The 14,829-nt window shown below is 72.8% G+C and carries 18 protein-coding genes and 1 riboswitch; of the genes, 11 read left to right on the top strand and 7 right to left on the bottom strand.

Features of this window, described 5'->3' with window-relative positions:
• A complete protein-coding gene (locus tag ASG88_RS14240) occupies positions 1-399 on the top strand; it encodes a DUF4446 family protein (RefSeq protein WP_235534857.1) in 399 nt (132 codons plus the stop codon).
• An 81-nt stretch (positions 400-480) separates the two neighbouring features.
• Positions 481-882 (top strand): hypothetical protein, encoded by a 402-nt coding sequence (locus tag ASG88_RS14245; RefSeq protein WP_056888089.1) that lies wholly within the window; start codon positions 481-483, stop codon positions 880-882.
• A gap of 126 nt (positions 883-1,008) precedes the next feature.
• Here the strand turns inward: ASG88_RS14245 and ASG88_RS14250 are convergent, their stop codons facing one another.
• Entirely contained in the window at positions 1,009-2,586 is a 1,578-nt protein-coding gene (locus ASG88_RS14250) for a YegS/Rv2252/BmrU family lipid kinase (RefSeq protein ID WP_056888090.1), read from the bottom strand.
• 40 nt (positions 2,587-2,626) lie between these two features.
• Here ASG88_RS14250 and serS point away from each other — a divergent pair, with 40 nt between their 5' ends.
• The 5 genes from serS to ASG88_RS14275 are packed head-to-tail and all read left to right on the top strand — an operon-like array spanning position 2,627 to position 6,753.
• On the top strand, positions 2,627-3,892 hold the full coding sequence (gene serS / locus ASG88_RS14255) for a serine--tRNA ligase (RefSeq protein ID WP_082600446.1): 1,266 nt from the start codon (positions 2,627-2,629) through the stop codon (positions 3,890-3,892).
• Entirely contained in the window at positions 3,889-4,722 is an 834-nt protein-coding gene (locus tag ASG88_RS14260; protein WP_056888092.1) for an HAD family hydrolase, read from the top strand. The genes serS and ASG88_RS14260 overlap by 4 nt, the downstream gene beginning before the upstream one ends.
• A gap of 20 nt (positions 4,723-4,742) precedes the next feature.
• A complete protein-coding gene (locus tag ASG88_RS14265) occupies positions 4,743-5,576 on the top strand; it encodes an HAD family hydrolase (RefSeq protein ID WP_235534858.1) in 834 nt (277 codons plus the stop codon).
• A 5-nt stretch (positions 5,577-5,581) separates the two neighbouring features.
• On the top strand, positions 5,582-6,181 hold the full coding sequence (locus ASG88_RS14270; protein ID WP_056888094.1) for a hypothetical protein: 600 nt from the start codon (positions 5,582-5,584) through the stop codon (positions 6,179-6,181).
• Positions 6,178-6,753 (top strand): hypothetical protein, encoded by a 576-nt coding sequence (locus ASG88_RS14275; protein ID WP_056888095.1) that lies wholly within the window; start codon positions 6,178-6,180, stop codon positions 6,751-6,753. Before ASG88_RS14270 ends, ASG88_RS14275 begins: the two co-directional genes overlap by 4 nt.
• 7 nt (positions 6,754-6,760) lie before the next feature.
• Here ASG88_RS14275 and ASG88_RS14280 read toward each other — a convergent pair whose 3' ends face one another.
• The 4 genes from ASG88_RS14280 to ASG88_RS14295 form a co-directional block, all read right to left on the bottom strand.
• Complete coding sequence (locus ASG88_RS14280) at positions 6,761-7,405, bottom strand: bacterial proteasome activator family protein (RefSeq protein ID WP_056888096.1); 645 nt, start codon at positions 7,403-7,405, stop codon at positions 6,761-6,763.
• 178 nt (positions 7,406-7,583) lie between these two features.
• Positions 7,584-8,552 (bottom strand): NAD(P)H-quinone oxidoreductase, encoded by a 969-nt coding sequence (locus tag ASG88_RS14285; RefSeq protein ID WP_056888097.1) that lies wholly within the window; start codon positions 8,550-8,552, stop codon positions 7,584-7,586.
• 52 nt (positions 8,553-8,604) lie between these two features.
• Positions 8,605-8,931, bottom strand: coding sequence for a DUF6457 domain-containing protein (locus tag ASG88_RS14290; RefSeq protein ID WP_056888098.1), 327 nt, complete (start codon positions 8,929-8,931; stop codon positions 8,605-8,607).
• A gap of 55 nt (positions 8,932-8,986) precedes the next feature.
• Positions 8,987-9,565, bottom strand: coding sequence for a molybdenum cofactor guanylyltransferase (locus ASG88_RS14295; RefSeq protein ID WP_056888287.1), 579 nt, complete (start codon positions 9,563-9,565; stop codon positions 8,987-8,989).
• Between the two features lie 54 nt (positions 9,566-9,619).
• On the opposite strand from ASG88_RS14295, the gene ASG88_RS14300 reads away from it, so the two are divergent.
• The 3 genes from ASG88_RS14300 to ASG88_RS14310 are packed head-to-tail and all read left to right on the top strand — an operon-like array spanning position 9,620 to position 12,301.
• Positions 9,620-10,900, top strand: coding sequence for a hypothetical protein (locus ASG88_RS14300; RefSeq protein WP_082600448.1), 1,281 nt, complete (start codon positions 9,620-9,622; stop codon positions 10,898-10,900).
• 31 nt (positions 10,901-10,931) lie between these two features.
• On the top strand, positions 10,932-11,159 hold the full coding sequence (locus ASG88_RS14305) for a biotin/lipoyl-binding carrier protein (RefSeq protein ID WP_056888099.1): 228 nt from the start codon (positions 10,932-10,934) through the stop codon (positions 11,157-11,159).
• 38 nt (positions 11,160-11,197) lie between these two features.
• Positions 11,198-12,301: an alcohol dehydrogenase catalytic domain-containing protein gene (locus ASG88_RS14310; protein WP_056888100.1), complete on the top strand. Its 1,104-nt coding sequence runs from the start codon at positions 11,198-11,200 to the stop codon at positions 12,299-12,301.
• 15 nt (positions 12,302-12,316) lie between these two features.
• Here the strand turns inward: ASG88_RS14310 and gndA are convergent, their stop codons facing one another.
• The gene (gene gndA / locus ASG88_RS14315; RefSeq protein ID WP_056888101.1) at positions 12,317-13,771 is read right to left on the bottom strand and encodes an NADP-dependent phosphogluconate dehydrogenase; all 1,455 of its coding nucleotides are present in this window, start codon (positions 13,769-13,771) and stop codon (positions 12,317-12,319) included.
• A 63-nt stretch (positions 13,772-13,834) separates the two neighbouring features.
• A riboswitch (guanidine-III (ykkC-III) riboswitch) is annotated at positions 13,835-13,899 on the top strand.
• Between the two features lie 10 nt (positions 13,900-13,909).
• On the opposite strand from gndA, the gene ASG88_RS14320 reads away from it, so the two are divergent.
• On the top strand, positions 13,910-14,224 hold the full coding sequence (locus tag ASG88_RS14320) for a DMT family transporter (RefSeq protein ID WP_056888102.1): 315 nt from the start codon (positions 13,910-13,912) through the stop codon (positions 14,222-14,224).
• Here the strand turns inward: ASG88_RS14320 and ASG88_RS14325 are convergent.
• A complete protein-coding gene (locus ASG88_RS14325; RefSeq protein ID WP_056888103.1) occupies positions 14,214-14,807 on the bottom strand; it encodes a helix-turn-helix domain-containing protein in 594 nt (197 codons plus the stop codon). The two genes, ASG88_RS14320 and ASG88_RS14325, sit on opposite strands and share 11 nt — an antisense overlap.
• Positions 14,808-14,829: the final 22 nt, after the last annotated feature.

Genomic DNA, 14,829 nt, shown 5'->3' on the forward strand with positions numbered 1-14,829 from the left:
GTGTGGATCCTCGCCTCAGCCGCCCTCGTGCTCGCCCTCGCCGCCCTGGTGCTCGCCGTCGTCGCGCTGCGTCGTACGTCGTCCGCGGGCGCCCGACCGCAGGCCGACGCCCTGCCCGAGGACGTCCACGGGCTGCGGCAGGAGGTCGCGGCGCTCAAGCTGGAGGCCGGCGACGCGCTGCGGCACCTCTCGGTGGTCCGGTACGACGCGTTCGGTGACGTCGGTGGGCACCTCAGCTGGAGCCTGGCCCTGCTCGACGACGCCGGCCACGGTGTCGTGCTGACCTCGATCCACGGGCGTAGCGAGGCGCGCACCTACGCCAAGAACATCACCGGCTGGACCTGCGAGCAGCAGCTCTCGCCGGAGGAGGACGAAGCCATCTCGCACGCCCGGGGCTGACCTCCGCGCGCCTCGTCCGGTTCGCCTGACGGTCTCCCCCAGGCGTGAGACGCTGCCGTCGGTCAAGCACGAGGGGGACCGATGATGTCAACGCGGTGGGTGCAGGTCGTCGCCTGCGCGGTGCTGCTGGCCGGTTGCAGCGGTCCAGGGGCAGACGCTCCGAGGGACGCGTCGATCGAGGACTTCTGCGCGGCCAAGACCTGGATGGTGGCGGAGGGCACGGACCGCTTCTTCGCCAGCGGCCTCCCCTCCGACGACGAGCTCGCTCTCCTGGTCCACGACTGGGCAGCAGAGCTGGCGCGCGTCGGGACTCCGGACAACATGTCCGCGGACGCCCGAGCGGGCTTCGAGAAGCTCATCACCCGTCTCGAGGAGTTGGAGGCGGGCGACGTCGAGGAAGGGAGCTTCAACTGGGAGGAGGGGGACTGGGAGAACGACGAGGAGAAGTCGTTCGCCCGGTACGTGACGAACACCTGCCCCTGACGCCGCGCACGAGCGGAGGTGACCCTCCGCCGGCTGCCCCGCCGGGTAGTACCGGACCTTTGGGTGGCGACACGCCGACGGGTGCCGCGCGAACGTCCGGTACTACCCCGACGGGCGGCGGCGACGTCAGCGGGGGACGCGCACCAGCAGCCGCCCGTGGACGCACGACATCCGCAGCTCGCGGCCGGCGCCGATGGAGTCGCCGTCGAGCTGGCGGGGGATGTCGGAGGAGGCCCGGAGTACCACCCGCTGGCCGGTCATCCGGTTGATCAGCTCGTCGGTCTTGGTCGCCCGGGACAGCACGCGCACCGCGAGCGGGATCCAGGACAGGAACCGCTGCGGGTGCAGGATCACCACGTCCAGCAGGCCGTCGTCGATCGACGCGTCCGGCAGCAGGGGCATCCCCGCCTGGAGGTGCCCGACGTTGCCGACCACCACGGTGCGGGCGCGGTGGACGGTGGGCTCCTCGTCGTCGATCTGGATCTCGACCTTGACGGCCGGGAACATCAGCGACCGCAACCCGGAGACCACGTAGGCGAGCCACCCGACCCGGGCCTTGATGTCGTCGTTGACGCCCTCCATCAGCGCGGCGTCGAAGCCCATCCCGGCCATCACCATGAAGTGGGTGTCCTCGATCCCGTCGCCGCTGACGTCCACCAGGTCGATGGCCCGGTCCTGGCCGTTGAGGGCGACGTCGATCGCGGAGCGGATGTAGAGGGGGATGTCGAGGTTGCGGGCCAGCAGGTTGCCGGTGCCGGCCGGGACGATGCCGACCGGGATGCCGGTGCCGGCGAGCTCGGCGCACACCTCGCGGACGGTGCCGTCGCCGCCGCAGACCAGCACCAGGTCGGTGCCGTCCACCGCGGCCTTCTCGGCCATGCCGGTGCCCGGGTCCTCGATGGTGGTGTAGTGCCAGGTCGGCTCCGACCAGCCCGACTCGGCGGCCATCGCGTCGACCATCGCGCGGAAGGCTCCGGCGTCCTCGACCTTGATCGGGTTGAGGATCACGGCGAGTCGGCGCTCGCTGACGAAGACCTCGGGGAGCGGCTCCTCCTTGACGGCGTGGCCGCGCGGGAGCGGGTTGAACACCGCGATGAACAACAGGGTCACGGCGATCCCGAGCAGCGAGCCACCGACCACGTCGGTCGGGTAGTGCCGCCCGAGCATCACCCGGTCGGCCCAGGTGACGACGACGAGCAGCACGCACCCGGCGTACGCCCAGCGCCGCAGGCCCGAGCGGCGGACGAGCATCAGGGCGAGCACGGCGAGGACCGCGGCGAACGCGGTCACCGAGGAGGCGTGGCCCGACGGGAACGACTTGGTCTCCAGGAAGTCCGCCGACGCCTGCCACTCCGGGCGGGAGCGGGCGAGGTTGAGCTTGACCACCGTGGTGATGAGCGACGTCGTGACCATGACCAGCACGGTGAACAGCGCGGCCCGGCGGTGCTTGCTGTAGAGCAGTGCGCCGGCGAGCAGCACCGTCAGGACGGTCATGCCGATGGTGCTGAAGGCGTGCTCGACGAGGCTGAGGAAGGTCAGCAGGTGCTCGTGGTCGTCGGCCCAGTCCTCCGCGTCGCGGCCCCAGGTGTCGAGGGCGTCGAGGGGGGAGCGGTCCTGCTGGGCCACCATCCACGCGAGGACGGCGAAGGCGGCGAAGAAGCCGGCTGACCAGAGCAGGGGCACGTGGCGGGGACGGTCGAGCACGGACGCCAGTATGCAGGGGACCAGCCGATAGCCTTGCACCGTGATTGATCCCCGACTGCTCCGAGACGACCCCGACCGCGTGCGTGCCGCCCAGGCCAAGCGCGGACTCTCCGCCGACGTGGTCGACCGGGCCCTGTCCGCCGACGAGGCCCGTCGCAGCGCGATCACGGCATACGAGCAGAAGCGGGCCGAGCAGAAGGCGATGGGCAAGCAGGTCGCCCAGGCGCAGGGGGACGACAAGCAGGCGCTGCTCGCCCGGGTCAAGGACGTCGCGACCGCCGTCAAGGAGCTCGAGGCCGCCCAGACGGCTGCCGAGCAGGAGTGGGACGAGGCGCTGCGCTCGATCCCCAACGTCGCGGCCGACGAGGCCCCGGCCGGGGGCGAGGACAACTTCGCGACCCTCGAGCACGTCGGCACGCCGCGCGAGTTCGACTTCGAGCCGCGCGACCACATCGAGCTCGGCAGGATCCTCGGCGCCATCGACCTCGAGCGCGGCGCCAAGGTGTCCGGCTCGCGCTTCTACTTCCTCACCGGCATCGGCGCCCGCCTCGAGCTCGCGCTGGTCAGCATGGCGATGGACCAGGCCCGCGAGGCCGGCTTCACCCAGGTGATCGCCCCGTCGCTGGTCAAGCCGCGCGCCATGGAGGGCACCGGCTTCCTCGGCCAGGCGGCGGACGACGTCTACCGCATCGAGGGCGAGGACATGTACCTCGTCGGTACCAGCGAGGTCGCCATGGCGGCCTACCACTCCGACGAGATCCTCGACGGCGCATCGCTGCCGCTGCGGTACGCCGCGTTCAGCCCGTGCTTCCGCAAGGAGGCCGGCTCGCACGGCAAGGACACCAAGGGGATCATCCGCGTCCACTGGTTCGACAAGGTCGAGATGTTCGTCTACACGACGCTCGAGGAGTCGTACGCCGAGCACGAGCGGCTGCTCGCGTGGGAGAAGGAGTTCCTCGACAAGCTGGGGCTCGCCTACCGCGTGATCGACGTCGCCGCCGGGGACCTCGGGCTGTCGGCGATCCGCAAGTTCGACTGCGAGGTGTGGATCCCCACCCAGGGCAAGTTCCGCGAGCTGACCTCGACGTCCAACTGCACCGACTTCCAGACCCGGCGCCTCGACACCCGCCAGCGCGTCGACGGCGACATCAAGCCGGTCGCCACCCTCAACGGCACGCTCACCGCCATCACCCGCACCATCGTCGCGATCCTCGAGACCCACCAGAACGCCGACGGGTCGGTCACGGTGCCCGAGGCGCTGCGGCCCTACCTCGGCGGCCTCGAGGTCATGGAGCCGATCGGGTGACGCAGTGGCAGCCGCAGCTGGTCGCGCTCGACATCGACGGCACGCTGCTCGCCTGGGTCGAGGGGTCCGGGCAGACCTACGAGCAGATCGCGCCCGCGGTGTACGACGCGGTCCAGCGCGCCCGGGCGGCCGGCGCCCACATCGTGCTGGCCAGCGGCCGCTCGCCGCACGGCATGACCCGGATCGCCGACCTCCTCGACATCCACGAGGGTGACCAGGACCCGCTGTGGATCGTGGCCTCCAACGGGGCCGTGGTCTTCCGCTATCCGCCCGTGGACGTCGTCCACGAGGAGACCTTCGACGCCGCCCCGGCGGTCGCCGCCGTGCTGGAGCTCCACCCCGACGCGCTGGTCGCGGTCGAGGAGCGTGGCGTCGGCTATCGGGTCAACCGGCACTTCCCCGAGGGCGAGCTCTCCGGCGAGATGATCCTCACCGACCTCGACGACATCGTCGGTCACCCGGTCAGCCGGGTGATCATCCGCGACCCCAACGCCAGCGCCGACGACTTCGTCAAGCTGGCTGACACCCTCGGCCTGCACTCCATCGGCTACGTCGTCGGATGGACGGCCTGGCTCGACCTCTCCGCGCAGGGCGTCCACAAGGCGTCCGGGCTCCAGCACGTGGCCGACGAGCTCGGCATCGACGCGCGTGACGTGCTCGCCATCGGCGACGGCCGCAACGACATCGAGATGCTCCGCTGGGCCGGCCGCGGCGTCGCCATGGGCCAGTCCGTCGAGGCGGTCCGCGACGTCGCCGACGACGTCACCGACACGGTCTACGACGACGGGGCCGCGGTGGAGATCGGCCGCTGGTTCCCTCCCGGTGGTTGAGGTGCGAGCGGAGGTTCTCGGTGGTTGAGGTGCGAGCGGAGCGAGCCTCGAAACCCCTCCTGGTCGCCACCGACCTCGACGGCACGCTGCTCCACACCGACGGCACCGTGACTGAGCGCACCCGCGCCGTCCTCGCCGCCCTCGACGACCTCGGCGTGCCCGTCGTCTTCACCACGGGTCGCCCCATCCGCTGGATGGAGGCGCTGTGGGAGGAGGTCGGCGGCCACGGCCTCGCGATCTGCAGCAACGGCGGCATCGTGTACGACGTCGCGCAGCGTGCGGTCCGCACGGCCCGCACCATCCCGACCGACGTCCTCCTCGACGTCGGGGCCGCGATCCGCAGCGCGATCCCGGGGTCGACCTTCGCCCTCGAGAAGACCACCGGCTTCGCCCGCGAGCACGACTTCATGCCACGGCTCAAGGTCAACGCGGCGCCCGACGTGCCGTCCGGCACGCTGAAGGAGATCGCCGACGACACGGTGGTCAAGCTGCTGGCCCGCCACGAGGAGATCGGCCCCGAGGACTACTGGCGGCGCGTCGAGGAGGTCGTCGGCGCGCGGGTCGTCCCCACCTGGTCGTCGGTCGGCACCCTGGTCGAGATCAGTGCGGCCGGGGTCACCAAGGCGACCACCCTCGCGAGCCTGGCGGCCGAGCTCGGGGCCGGGCCCCAGGACGTGATCGCCTTCGGGGACATGCCCAACGACCTGCCCCTGCTCGAGTGGGCCGGGACGTCGTACGCCATGGCCAACGCGCACCCCTCGGTCATCGAGCTGGCCGACCACACGGCCCCCCACAACGACGACGACGGCGTCGCCACCGTGCTCGATCGGGTGTTCGGCCTCTCGGTAGGGTGACGCGCATGTCCATCCGCCTCCCGTCCGCGCTGCCCCGGGTGCTGCGCGCCCTGCTGGCCTGCGTGTTCGTGGTCGGCGGTCTCGTCCTCGCGGTGCAGGCACCGGCCGCCGCCGCGTGCACCTGCCAGCCCGCCGACGCCGAGCGGCAGACCTCCCGGGCGGACGCCGTCTTCATCGGCACCGTCGACGGGGTCACCCGCGGCGACCAGCAGCTCGAGATGGCCGTCACCGCGACCCGCGCCTACAAGGGCACGGTGGAGCGCAGCACGACCGTCACGACGGCCACCCAGTCGACCGCGTGCGGCATCGGCGAGCCCGAGGTCGGCACCGACCTCCTCTTCATCGTGCGCGGTGACGCCCCGCCGTACGTCGCCAACAGCTGCGACGGGACCGGCCGCCTCGACCCGGACCGGGTCGCCCAGATCGAGGGCATCCTCGGCACCGGGCAGGCCGTCCAGCCGCCTCCGCCGCCGACCGCGACCCGCACCCTGGTCGAGGACTCCCCGCCCGCCTCGCTCGCGCGGCTCGCCGCTCCCGGCGGCGCGCTGGCCCTCGTCGGACTGCTCGGGCTCGTCGTCGTCGGGCGGCTGGGTCGCCGGGCGTGACGCCCGCCTTCCGGGCGCTGGTCGGGGCACTGATGGTGGTCTCCGTGCTGGCCGGTTCGCTGGTCCTCACGGCCGGCCCTGCCACGGCGTGCACGTGCGCGGAGCTGTCCGCCGACCTCGCCGACGGCAGCGACCTCGTCTTCACCGGCGAGGTGGAGGACAGCCGCTCGGACGGTGCCGTGCAGACGGTCCGGGTCGACGAGGTCTTCAAGGGCGACGTGACCCGTCGGGTCGACGTCGTCAACGACATCGACGGGACCTGTGTCTTCGAGTGGCCGCTGGGTGCGCAGGTGCTGGTCTTCGGCAACCTCGAGCGCGACGAGGTCCGCAGCAGCCTGTGCACCTCGGCCGTGTCGACCGACGAGGGTTACCGGCAGGTCGTCCAGGCGCTCGGAGAGGGGATGGAGCCGTCTCCCGGGTACACCGAGGCCGACAGCGTCGGGCTGACCTACGACCAGTGGCGGACGGGCCGCCTGGTCTTCGGCGTGATCGGGCTGACCCTCATGGGGTTCGTCGCGTTCCGGGCGTTCCGTGCCTGGTGGTCGCGACGTCGCACGACCGACGACCGGTAGCCGTCCCTCAGAGGTACATCCCGCCGGACTCGCCCGGCGCCTGGGGCTCGCCCGTCGGCATCGTCGGCATGCCCTGCGGCTGCGACGGGCCGTGGCCCTCGGCGTGCATGCCGGGCGGGAGGGCCTTGCGCATCTGCTCGAGCTGGCTGCGGGCCGCCATCTGCTGGGCGTAGATCGCGGTCTGGATGCCGTGGAAGAGCCCTTCGAGCCAGCCCACCAGCTGCGCCTGCGCGATCCGCAGCTCGCCCTCCGAGGGCGTGCCCTCCTCGGTGAAGGGGAGCGTCAGACGCTCCAGCTCCTCGACCAGCTCGGGCGCCAACCCGGCCTCGAGCTCCTTGATGGACGCCTGGTGGATGTCCTTGAGGCGGTTGCGGCTGGCCTCGTCGAGGGGAGCGGCCTTCACCTCCTCGAGGAGCTGTCGGATCATCGAGCCGATCCGCATCACCTTGGCCGGCTGTTCGACCAGCTCGGTGATGTGTCGCGCGCCCTCGCCGGCGTCGTCCTCGGCGTCGCGGTGCTCGTCGAGCGTGGGCAGAGCACTCACCGGGATGGTCCCGACCGGGCGCCCGTCGGGCCCGACGACCACGACCTGCTCCTCGTCGCTGTGGTCGGGGACCGTGCCGTCGTGGCCGGGCTGCTGCTGCTCACTCATGCCAGCCACCCTAGCCGCGGGGCGATGGGCCTCCCGGGGAGTGGGTTGCGCGGGTGCGCAGCTCTGGGGAGGCATCGCGCCGCGTTCCCTGCGCACCTGCGCAGGGAAGGACCCGGGCACGGCCGTCAGAGCTGCGCACCTGCGCAGGAAAGACACCGGCACGGGGTCGCGACCGGCGTCAGAGCGTCAGGACGATCTTCCCGATGTGGTCGCTGGACTCCATCAGCGCGTGCGCGGCGGCGACGTCCTCGAGCGGCATCGTCGTGTGCACGATCGGCCGCACGGTGCCGTCGGCGACGAGCGGCCACACGTTCTCCACCACCGACGCGCAGATGGCGGCCTTGTCGTCGGCCGGGCGGGAGCGCAGCGAGGTGGCGATCACGGCGCCGCGCTTGCGCAGCAGGGCGTTGATGTCGAGCTCGCCCTTCGAGCCGCCCTGCATCCCGATGATGACGAGCCGGCCCTCGGTGGCGAGTGCGTCGACGTTGCGGCCGAGGTACTTCGCGCCCATGTTGTCCAGGATCACGTCCGCACCGCCGTCGGCCTTCAGCACGTCGACGAAGTCCTCGTCGCGGTAGTTGATCGTCACGTCTGCCCCCAGCTCCGCACAGGCCGCGAGCTTCTCCGCGCTGCCGGCGGTGGCGAAGACCTTGGCGGACAGCGCGGTCGCGAGCTGGATCGCCATGGTGCCGATGCCGCCGGAGCCGCCGTGCACCAGGAACCGCTCACCGGGCTGCAGGCCGGCGACCATGAAGACGTTGGACCACACCGTGCACGCGACCTCGGGGAGCGCCGCTGCCTCCACGAGGGAGACCCCCGCCGGCACGGGCATCAGCTGCCCGGCCGGCACCGCGACGTACGACGCGTAGCCGCCGCCCGCGAGCAGCGCGCAGACCTGGTCGCCGACCGCCCACCCCTCCACGTCGTCGCCGAGCGCGGAGATCGTGCCGCTGCACTCGAGGCCGATGACGTCCGAGGCGCCGGGCGGCGGCGGGTAGAAGCCCTGCCGCTGCAACGTGTCGGCCCGGTTGACCGCCGTGGCGGCCACCGCCACCAACACCTCGCCGGGACCCGGCGTCGGGTCGGGCACCTCGCCCACGGACAGGACCTCGGGACCTCCGGTACCGGAGGCGATCACGGCTCGCATGGGTCCACCATGCCAGCCCATCGAGGCCGGCCCGTCGAGCGGGGAGTCGGGGCTACTCCTCCTCGAAGTCCTCGCCGGTGTGGTCGACCCCGGAGTCGTCGGGGACCTCGTCGTCGATGTCGTCGGGGTCGGGCGCCCCGGCCGGCCGCTCCCAGCGCTCGGCCAGGCCCTGGGCGAGCGCCGCCAACCGCTCCGTCTCCTCGGGGTCGGCGTCCCGGGAGCCCACCGCCACGCCGAGGAGGTAGGCCGTGATGGGCGCCGACGTCTTCTGCACGTTCTTGGCCGCTGCGCGTGCCAGGTCGAGGATCAGGCCCTCGTCGACCTCGGTCTCGACGTCGAGCACGTCGCACAGCTCATCGATCCAGTCGTGGAGGTTCACACGCTCAATCTCCACCCGCAGGGATCGGGCGTGCAAGTGCCTCTCCGGTGGCGGCCTAGTCCTGCAGGTCGCGCCAGTCCGCCCAGGTGTCCACGTCGCGCGCCTCGGTGCCGTCGGCCGGCACGGACGCGAGGTCGAGGTCCGCGAGCAGCGCCCGCAGGGACATGCCGTGCTGCCGCTCCGGGTCGGGGCGCACGGCGGCCAGACGGGGGGCCGACACCACCCCGGCCAGCTGCCGGCGTCCGTCGGCATCGACGAGGAAGGCACCGTCGTGACCGGTGGCCGCCTCCCGCAGCCGACGCAGCGTGTACGCCGTCACGTGCGGCATGTCGACGGCCAGCACGCCGACGACGGCCGGGGTGCGGAGGAGCGCGTCGACACCGGTGAGGAGGCCGGCCACGGGCCCGCCCTTCGGCGGGTCCTCCCGGGTGAAGGTCACCGGACGCGTGGTCGGCACCGACCGGGGACCGACCACGACGACCTCGTCGGCGTCGAGGAAGGCATCGATGGTCCACTCCAGCAGGGTGCGCCCCCCGAGCTCGAGGCCGGCCTTGTCGACGCCGTCCATGCGCGCCGCCGTACCGCCCGCGAGCACGATCCCGCTGAAGCCCGCCGCCGTCCCGTCCGGTCCCATGGCCACAGTCTCCCAGCGGCGTCCCACGCCCCGGCCGCCTGTAGCCTTCGGGCCGTGTCCTCCCCCTCTCGGGGCCCCGCCAAGGGCCGCCGCATCGCCGACAAGCCGCCGTCACGGTGGCGGCGTGGTCGGTCGTCGCACCCCGAGGCGGAGGCCGCGCACCCCACGGGGTCCGGGACGGTCTCCCCGCCGGACCGGCCTGCCTCGGACGAGCCGGGTCCCGCGCCGACCGGGACCCCACCGACCGAGGGCGAGTCGACCAGGTCCACGCCGACCGAGGCCGAGGAGACCGGGACCGAGTCGACCGCGACCGCGCCGACCGAGGCCGAGCTGACCCCGCCACCCGAGTCCGGACTCGGCGTCTCCCCGCGGGTCCAGGCGCTGCTGTGGCTGACGGCCGCCGTGGTGCTCGTCGCCGGCGTGGCCGCGCTGGTCGCCGCCGCGCTGGGCGTGGGGCCGTCGTGGCTCGACGGCGTCGGCGCCGTCGCGGTGGCCACGGTGCTGGCGTGGGCGCTCGCGGTGCGGACCGGCGGCCGTCCCTGGGTGACCGCGGTGCTGGCGCTCGCGATCGGGAGCTCGGCGGTCGTGGTCGACACCCCGATGCTGCGCACCGGTGCCGCCGTCCTCACCGTCGTCACCGGCGGCGTGCTCGCGGTGATGCTGACCGTCCCGGCCGCCACCTACCTGCGCGCGTGCCGCGAGGTCCTCATCGCCACCGTGCTCTCCGGCATCACGGCCCTCGCGGCCGTCGGCCTCGAGCCGACGGTCACGGTCCCACGCTTCGACTACGCGTCGCTGCTGCTGGGGCTGGTGCTCGTCTTCGGTCTCGTCTACCGCCTCGGCGCGGGTCTCCACGGCCTCGGTCGCCGCGGCCTGGTCGCGGTCCTCGTCGGCGCCGTCCTCCTGGTCCTCACCCTCGCCTACGCCGAGCTCCTGCGGAGGTACGGCGCGGGGTCGGTCGTGCAGTCCGTGCTCGAGTTCGTCGACTGGACCACCGAGCGGATCGGGGCCTTCCCGCGTCCGCTCGTGGTGCTGCTCGGCATCCCGGCGCTGGTCTGGGGCACCCACATGCGCGCCCGGCGCCGCCAGGGCTGGTGGGTCTGTGCCTTCGGGGTGACGGCCACGATCCCGCTGGCGCAGGGGCTGCTCGACCCGGACGGCAGCTTCCTCGAGGCCGGCCTGCAGGCGGCGTACTCGCTCGTCCCGGGCCTGCTGCTCGGCTACCTCGTGGTGCGCACGGACCTGGCGTTGACCGGTCCGCGCGGCCGCCGCGGGCGTCGCGCGGAAGAGGCGGAGGCGCACCGTCCCGAGCCGTCGCGGCTCGCGGAACTCTGACTACGCCCCAGTAACGGCTAGCGTCGCCTCCATGGCCCGCTCCCAGTCCACCGAGATCCTCGCCGAGATGGTGGCCAACGTCCTTGTGGTGTCCTGCGAGGTCGGCGACACCATCGCCCAGGGCGACACCGTCATCCTCCTCGAGTCGATGAAGATGGAGATCCCCGTCCTCGCCGAGCGCGCAGGCACCGTCACCGCCATCAGGGTCACCGCCGGTGACGTCGTCCAGGAGGGCGACCCGCTGATCGTGCTGGACTGACGGGTCCCTCCCCGGGAGGGGTGCGGCACAGTAGGCACATGCTGATCCGTGGTGCCGTCCTCGAGTCGATCGGCGCCCCGCGCCCCTACGCCGACTCCCGTCCGATCACCATCGGTGAGCTCGAGCTGGACCCGCCAGGGCCCGGCGAGCTGCTGGTGCAGGTCGAGGCCGCGGGCCTCTGCCACTCCGACCTGTCGGTCGTCGACGGCAACCGGGTCCGGCCGGTGCCCATGCTGCTGGGCCACGAGGCGGCGGGCCGGGTCGTCGAGGCAGGGCCCGGTACGACGGTCGCGGTGGGGCAGCGCGTGGTCATGACGTTCCTGCCACGCTGCGGCGAGTGCAGCTCGTGCGCCACCGACGGGCTCGCGCCCTGCATCCCGGGAAGTGCCGCCAACAACGCCGGCCACCTCATCGGCGGCGCGCAGCGCCTGCACCGCGACGGCGCGGACGTCTTCCACCACCTCGGGGTCTCCGGCTTCGCCGATCACGCGGTGGTCCACGAGACCTCGGTCGTGCCGGTCGACGACGACGTGCCCGCGGAGGTGGCCGCGGTCCTCGGCTGTGCTGTCCTCACCGGTGGCGGGGCGGTCCTCAACGCCGGCCGGCCGACACCGGGGCAGACCGTCGCCGTGGTCGGCCTCGGCGGTGTCGGCATGGCCGCGGTGCTCACCGCGCTGGCCCAGGACGGCGTACGCGTCGTCGGCATCGACACCCTGCCGGACAAGCTCGAGGCCGCCCGCCGCCTCGGGGCGCACGACGCGCTCACCCCCGGCCAGGCGGTGGAGCAGGGCTTGAAGGCCGAGGTGGTCATCGAGTGTGTCGGTCGTGCCCGCGCCTTCGAGGCGGCGATCGACCTGACCGCGCCCGGCGGCCGCACGGTCACCGTCGGGCTGCCCGCGCCCGACGACACGGCGACGGTCTCGCCGCTCGCCCTGGTCGCCCAGGGGCGCACCATCATCGGCAGCTACCTCGGCTCGGCCGTCCCCAGCCGGGACATCCCCGTCTTCGCCGACCTGTGGCGCGCCGGGCGCCTGCCCGTCGAGCACCTCGTGTCGTCGCACATCGCCCTCGACGAGATCAACGCCGGCATGGACGAGCTGGCCGAGGGGCGCGCCATCCGCCAGGTCATCACGTTCGGCTGACGGACCACCGGCGGCTCAGCCGCTGGTCTCCTCGGGCCGGCCGTCCTCGGCCCAGCGGGTGTGGAACGTGCCCTCGCGGTCGACGCGCTCGTAGGTGTGCGCCCCGAAGTTGTCGCGCAGCGCCTGGATGAGCGCCGCCGGCAGCCGGTCGCGGCGCAGCCCGTCGAAGTAGGCCAGCGACGAGGAGAACGCGGGAGTGGGTACGCCGCCGCGTGCCGCCGTCGCGACGACCTCGCGCCATGCGTCCACGCCGTCCTTCACGGCGTTGGCGAAGTACGCCGTGGTGAGCAGCGTCGTCAGGTCGGGCTCGTCGGCGTACGCCTCCTTGATCCGGTCGAGGAACTGCGCCCGGATGATGCAGCCGCCGCGCCAGATCGTGGCGACCTCACCGAGGTCGATGTCCCAGCCGTGCGCCTCGGCGCCGGCCGCGATCTGGTCGAACCCCTGGGCGTAGGCGACCACCTTGGAGGCGTAGAGCGCCGCCCGGACCTGGTCGACGAACGCGTCCCGGTCGACCTCGACCCGCTGGGCCTCGGGGTCGGTGGTGAAGACCGCGCGGGCCGCCGCCCGCTGCTCGGTGTGGCCGGACAGCGACCGGGCGAAGGTCGCCTCGGCGATGCCGGTGACCGGGACGCCCAGCTCGAGGGCGTTCTGCACGGTCCAGCGACCGGTGCCCTTCTGCTCGGCCGCGTCGCGCACGACGTCGACGAACGGCTCGCCCGTCTCCGCGTCGGTGTGGCGCAGGACGTCGGCGGTCATCTCGATGAGGAACGACTCCAGGTCGCCGCCGTTCCACTCCTCGAAGATGTCGGCCACCTGCGCGGGCTCGAGCCCGAGCACCGAGCGCAGCAGGTCGTAGGACTCGGCGATGAGCTGCATGTCGGCGTACTCGATGCCGTTGTGCACCATCTTCACGAAGTGACCGGCACCGTCGGGGCCGACGTGGGCGCAGCAGGGGGTGCCGTCGACGACGGCAGCGATCGACTCGACCACCGGGCGCAGGCGCTCGTAGGCGTGCTCCGAGCCGCCGACCATGATCGAGGGGCCGTGGAGGGCGCCCTCCTCGCCGCCGGAGACACCCATGCCGACGAAGTGCAGGCCGTGCTCGGCCAGCGCCTCTTGGCGCCGGACGGTGTCGACGAAGTGCGCGTTGCCGGCGTCCACGACGATGTCGTCCTCGTCCAGCAGCGGCAGCAGCTCGTCGATCACGGCGTCGGTGGCCTCGCCGGCCTTGACCATCACGACGATCGCGCGTGGTCGGGCGATGGCGCCCACCAAGTCCTCCAGCGACTCGCTGGCCACGAAGTCGCCCTCGTCGCCGAACTCGTCGAGGAGCGCGGTCGTGCGCGCGGTCGTGCGGTTGTGCACCGCGATGGTGTGGCCGTTGCGGGCGATGTTGCGGGCCAGGTTGCGCCCCATGGTCGCCAGCCCGGTGAGGCCGATGGTCGCTCGAGCATGCTCGTCGGTCATGGTGCGCCAACCCCTGCCGGCGGGTCGCTATTCCTCGGGAGAGGCGCCGCGTGGGTAGCATCGGCGTCGAGCCGACCCGGCTCGCCGGACGAGGGAGCCGTACCCGGACAGCGACAAGACGGCCTCCTGGAGGTCGTCATGGCGTGGATCGTGCTCATCGTGTCCGGGGTGCTGGAGGCCGTCTGGGCCGTGGCGCTCGGACGCTCCGAGGGCTTCACCCGCCCCGTCCCGTCACTGGTGTTCGTCGTGGGCCTGGTGCTGAGCATGGGCGGGCTCGCGTTCGCGATGCGCACCCTGCCGATCGGGACGGCGTACGCCGTGTGGGTCGGGATCGGTGCGGCCCTCACCGTGGGCTTCGGGATGGCGACCGGCGCCGAGTCCGTCAGCCTGGTGAAGGTGCTGCTGATCGTCGGCCTCGTCGGCTGCGTGGTCGGGCTCAAGCTCACCCACTGAGCCCGGAGCGCCCGGCCGGGGCGGCCCGCACGTGCGCACGCTCGCCCTGCCGGCCGATCAGGCTGAGGAACTCGACCGGCCCGGCGCCGGTCGCGCCGAACCAGTGCGGCGTCCTGGTGTCGAACTCGGCCGCCTCGCCCGCGACCAGCACCAGGTCGTGCTCACCCAGGACGAGGCGCAGCGTCCCGTCGAGTACGTAGACCCAGTCGTGGCCCTCGTGGGTGCGCAGCTCCGGCTCGGCGTCGTCGCGCCCGGCGGGCAGGACGAACTTGTAGGCCTGGATGCCACCGGGCCGCCGGGTGAGCGGGATGACCGTCGACCCGTCGCCGACCGCGAGGGGGCGCAGGTTGATGCGTGGGTTGCCGGTCGGCGGCGCGTCGACGAGCTCGTCGAGGGTGACGCCGTGGGCCCGGGCCAGGGGGAGCAGCTGCTCGAGGGTGGGTCGCCGCAGCCCGACCTCGAGGCGGGAGAGGGTGCTGGTGGAGATCCCAGTCTCGGCGGACAAGGCCGTGAGGGTCAGGTCGCGCTGCTGGCGCAACCGCTTGAGGCGCGGCCCGACGGCGTCGAGGGTGCGGTCGTCCATGGACGGAGTTTGCCATTCGGCA

Source organism: Nocardioides sp. Soil777 (assembly GCF_001428425.1).
Classification (GTDB): domain Bacteria; phylum Actinomycetota; class Actinomycetes; order Propionibacteriales; family Nocardioidaceae; genus Nocardioides; species Nocardioides terrigena.

What these genes read in the sequence shown, in the direction of transcription:
- ASG88_RS14245 (WP_056888089.1), top strand. Translation starts at nt 481, where the DNA reads ATGATGTCAACGCGGTGGGTGCAGGTCGTCGCCTGCGCGGTGCTGCTG.
- ASG88_RS14270 (WP_056888094.1), top strand. Translation starts at nt 5,582, where the DNA reads ATGTCCATCCGCCTCCCGTCCGCGCTGCCCCGGGTGCTGCGCGCCCTG.
- ASG88_RS14280 (WP_056888096.1), bottom strand. Translation starts at nt 7,405, where the DNA reads ATGAGTGAGCAGCAGCAGCCCGGCCACGACGGCACGGTCCCCGACCAC.
- ASG88_RS14285 (WP_056888097.1), bottom strand. Translation starts at nt 8,552, where the DNA reads ATGCGAGCCGTGATCGCCTCCGGTACCGGAGGTCCCGAGGTCCTGTCC.
- ASG88_RS14295 (WP_056888287.1), bottom strand. Translation starts at nt 9,565, where the DNA reads ATGGGACCGGACGGGACGGCGGCGGGCTTCAGCGGGATCGTGCTCGCG.
- ASG88_RS14305 (WP_056888099.1), top strand. Translation starts at nt 10,932, where the DNA reads ATGGCCCGCTCCCAGTCCACCGAGATCCTCGCCGAGATGGTGGCCAAC.
- ASG88_RS14310 (WP_056888100.1), top strand. Translation starts at nt 11,198, where the DNA reads ATGCTGATCCGTGGTGCCGTCCTCGAGTCGATCGGCGCCCCGCGCCCC.
- gndA (WP_056888101.1), bottom strand. Translation starts at nt 13,771, where the DNA reads ATGACCGACGAGCATGCTCGAGCGACCATCGGCCTCACCGGGCTGGCG.
- ASG88_RS14320 (WP_056888102.1), top strand. Translation starts at nt 13,910, where the DNA reads ATGGCGTGGATCGTGCTCATCGTGTCCGGGGTGCTGGAGGCCGTCTGG.
- ASG88_RS14325 (WP_056888103.1), bottom strand. Translation starts at nt 14,807, where the DNA reads ATGGACGACCGCACCCTCGACGCCGTCGGGCCGCGCCTCAAGCGGTTG.